At 51.2% G+C, this 3890-nt stretch carries 6 protein-coding genes; all 6 read left to right on the plus strand.

What is annotated here, in order from left to right; all coding sequences use genetic code 11:
• The first annotated feature begins 551 nt into the window (after positions 1-551).
• Positions 552-1085 carry a demethoxyubiquinone hydroxylase family protein gene (locus AC1DYX_RS28915; protein ID WP_477265325.1) on the plus strand — a complete coding sequence of 178 codons (534 nt, stop codon included), beginning with the start codon at positions 552-554 and terminating at the stop codon, positions 1083-1085.
• Positions 1086-1099: 14 nt separating this feature from the next.
• Positions 1100-1867 carry a hypothetical protein gene (locus AC1DYX_RS28920; RefSeq protein ID WP_477265327.1) on the plus strand — a complete coding sequence of 256 codons (768 nt, stop codon included), beginning with the start codon at positions 1100-1102 and terminating at the stop codon, positions 1865-1867.
• Positions 1868-1903: 36 nt separating this feature from the next.
• Complete coding sequence (locus AC1DYX_RS28925; RefSeq protein ID WP_477265329.1) at positions 1904-2326, plus strand: hypothetical protein; 423 nt, start codon at positions 1904-1906, stop codon at positions 2324-2326.
• Between the two features lie 232 nt (positions 2327-2558).
• On the plus strand, positions 2559-2939 hold the full coding sequence (locus AC1DYX_RS28930; protein WP_477265331.1) for a YcxB family protein: 381 nt from the start codon (positions 2559-2561) through the stop codon (positions 2937-2939).
• 52 nt (positions 2940-2991) lie between these two features.
• Positions 2992-3411 carry a hypothetical protein gene (locus AC1DYX_RS28935; RefSeq protein ID WP_477265333.1) on the plus strand — a complete coding sequence of 140 codons (420 nt, stop codon included), beginning with the start codon at positions 2992-2994 and terminating at the stop codon, positions 3409-3411.
• Between the two features lie 139 nt (positions 3412-3550).
• The coding region (locus AC1DYX_RS28940; RefSeq protein ID WP_477265335.1) for a hypothetical protein at positions 3551-3890 on the plus strand (340 nt) is incomplete at its 3' end.

Below are 3890 nucleotides of genomic sequence, written 5' to 3' on the forward strand. Positions count from 1 at the left end.
AGCATGGCTGCCACGCCGGCTGCGAGTAACGATTTATGTGAGGAGATGTTCATAGGTTTAGGCAAGAGTTGAGAAATAGAAAGTTGACTGTGGGAAATAGTAGCAATTTGCCCGGCCCGAAGTAAATACATTTATCAAAAAAGTCGCAATCTATTTACTCTGCATAGTCGATGGTCATCCACAAATCGGGTTTGTTAAATCCAAAGAGTCTTGCTGCATAAATCGGTAACTCATTGATTCCTGAACCGGGAATCTGGGTATATTGCTGTTTGCAAATATTCAACATGTGCTGGGCTGCCCGCGAACGCCTGTTGAGAACCGCAGTCGCTCGCCGTCTGGTTAGCGCTGAGCGGCCTGGGTTGGCTTTTTCCCGGCGATGAATGGCACCGTGCTCATCGGCTCAAATCGTTCCTGATGTGGTTAAAGGCTCTGCTACCCGGGACTCTCTTCATTGCACTTCTGTTATGCTGGCGATCTACCAGGGATCGCGTTCATATCGCCTACGATCGCGTGATGTTTCCACTTCTGAAAGCCCTCAGTGACGGGGCCCTATGAATAGTGCACGGGCTTCAGCCGTCGATGCGGGGCGGATCATCAAGGTGAACCATGCGGGTGAACATGGTGCGGTGAATATATACGCTGGACAGATCGCTGTGGCACGGCTGCGAGCACGCTTCCTGTTGCCTGAACTGGCCGAGTTCAAAGCCCACGAAGAGCGGCATCGATCCGTTTTTGCCAAGGAGCTGAAGCGARGAGGACTGCCAAGGTGCCGCAGCTATTGGTTGTGTGGTCTCGGGGGCTACGTGCTCGGATGTCTCACGGGTCTGATGGGCGTCCGATCCATTGCAACCGCTACCGTGGCGGTAGAGCGTGTGGTACTCCGACATTTGCGGCAGCAACTCCTGGAAATCGGCATCACTGATCCCGATGCCACTGCCGCCATCTCGGCTATATTGAGCGACGAACAGCATCATTATGACCAGTCCGTAGCGCGCGTTCGTCATGCAGGCGTTATTGATCGGATGATCGGTTTCGTGATTTCTGCTGCAACTGAAGCGGTGATCTGGATAGGCATGCGAATCTGATTGAGGATCGACGGATGTTGAAACCTATTGTTGGGCTAACGCTGCTGATCGCCTGCCTTAACGCCAGAGCGGACAAGGCCCTGGACGAAGGACGCCAGCACTACGAGGCAAGACGTTATACCGAGGCATATATGGCTTGGTGGGGCGGCGCCATACAGGGGGATGGCGAGAAGCAGGAACTTCTTGCGAACCTGCTGCTTGGACCACACAGGCATGCACTGAAGCGGATACGGAATCCCCGTCCTGAAGGGATGCGCTACTTGTACCGTGCCGCCGTTGCTGGTCGTCGAAGTGCAATGCTGTCTCTGGCAGAGGCGTCGAGATCAGGTCTGCTGGGCGTTGAAAGACGTGCTGATGCGGCTGAATGCTGGTCAAAAGCGCCGGCAAGTTTCAACGAAAGGATTGCCTGCGTCGAGCTTACGGAATTTCGCGACCGTGAAGCACGGGCTTCCTGTTCTGAACTGGCTCTTGCTGGAGGATCGGACGTACACGACAGGAAAAGCGGGCCATTACTTGCAAGGCTTTGCATCGCAAACAAGACTCCAGCGTTACTTGTACCTGGCGCACCGCCCAGCGCTCAGGATTTACGGCGTGAGCGTGAATACGCAAAACTTGGGATCGAATGGGTAATAACCGGTGACGTCTACAATGGGGATTTCGAACGGTTTCGGGAAAGTTTCAATGGAGCGATTGTTGACGGAGTCGAGGCGGAACGTGGGCGCGGGTACTTTGAAAAAATCTCGACGGAAATTGATAACCGCGTAGAGCAGGCGAAACGTTAATACTATTGCCTAAGGCTGACAACGAATAGACTCACTATGAAACGATCACGGCCGATTGCATACACTTTTCTTGCTTTTTCATGCCTCGTTAGCGGTGCCGGAGCGACGGAGAACTGCTCAGCAGAAGGCACGAATTCCAATGGCAAGCCGTACCATATCGCACTCTCATCCGCCTGGACAGACAAGGAAATGCTCGAAACGCTTGGGCTGGACATTCGTAAGTCGAAAATGAGCAAATCGTTAGGTCCGGATGGCGAAGGGCGCACTTATATGTTGGGAAGGAAGACAATAAATATTGTGCGATCTCACTCGACAGGCATTTATGTCATGCTGCACATAAAAAATAATGGTATGTATGTCGAATGGTACTTGCAGTCTTGCCAGCTTGGTAACTCTTTGCACAAGAAAGCCGATGAGTTGGAACTCAAGGTGCACACGGCGCGGACTTCAGCGTTCTGATCCCGCTACGGCCCGTCTTCATGAGGTACGTGCTCGGCTTCATCTACCTCGGACCTTATTGGAACAAGCTCCAGTAGGCGAATCACCAACAACTACGAAATTCACGCTAAATGCATGTTTCAGTTAAGATCAACCGCCGAGACATTTTCCTGGTCAGCCTTCTTGCTCTGCCGAGAGTACGCTCGAATTGGTATTTTCTGGGGATGGTTGGCGGCGTAACTTTTGTTTTTTCATGATGAAATTACCTGTTTCTGCGATGACTGTGATATGGGGGCTGCTAGTATCTGTCCTTGCTGCATTGGGCGCATTACTCGGTGGCCTTGTTGCCAATTTGGCACGAGTGCTGTGGGGGCTTGAAAAGAATAGTGGCGTGCTTGGCACCCACGAATTTTCGCTCTCGCCTTCCCAGTTGCAAGAGACCACCGAGTTTAACGATTCCAGATATACCTGGGCGGGAATTCAGTCTGTTGAGAGACTGGGGAGCTATATACTTGTGCGCATCAATAAATACTCGTCCTATGTAATACCGCGTCGTTCATTTGGCTCGGATAGCGAATTCGAGATGTTCTTTAAACAAGCGACAGCCTGGAAACTGGCTGCTGAAAAAGCATAACGGATTAAAACGGCACTATGGAAAATTTCCACTGGAGGATTTGAAATAATTTATGGCGACATTGCTCGGAAAATATCCAGGTTTGCTAAGATGGATAGTGAAGATCTCGCTACCTCTTGCCCTGCTGGCCTGCCTCCTCTCGCCATTGTATGGCTATCTCGTTCGCTGGCCTGCTGCGGATCAGGCACTTTTGCGATACCAAGGCCAGGTGGCGATCATGGTCGGTGCCAGCTACAGGTCGCGTTCGACGACTTCCGATCGGGGAGTGGCAAGTTCGGTATATCGAGAACGCGTGTATATTCTTTTTCCATCGATGTTGAGTGAACCGAAAACCGTCATAGTCAACCAGACGAACGAGGAACCGTACAGGCTGTCCGAGGACCAAAACGGTGTCTATCGCCTGTTGGCCATGTATAGTCTTGTGTTGTTCGGTACCTGGTGGTTCTGGCTGCGCAAACCGCTCAAACGGTAGGCTCCACGGGGCAGAGCGCTCTACTGGAACAAGCTCCAGTATCGAAGTTACCCCATAGCTAACGGCAAAGGCGGTGTTATTGTCCTCTACCGCGTGGCGTAACTGGTTTTAAAGACCGTCTTGTCGTGGAGTTCAATTCATGAGTTGCATACTTAGGATTTCTGGAGTCGACCTCGATGTAACGAAAATGCTGGCTCAGCATGCGTTACCTGGATCAGAAATCTGGAAAAAAGGAGGGCCACGGCTTCTGAAAGGGAAATTTCATGCAAATTCAGGCGCTAACGTTATCGTTAGTGACGCGGACTTGGATGAATTCAATCTGCAAGTAGCTGACGCAGTCAAATTTCTAGAGTTGCATGCTGACACGCTCGCTCGGATCGTTGCTTATCCTGGCACCGACGAAGTGATATTCGATTTCGGAATCGCATCGTATAAATATAATGTCATGATGAGTTCCTATCTTTCGCCCGGATTTATCC

Source organism: Massilia sp. P2_C2 (assembly GCF_056404615.1).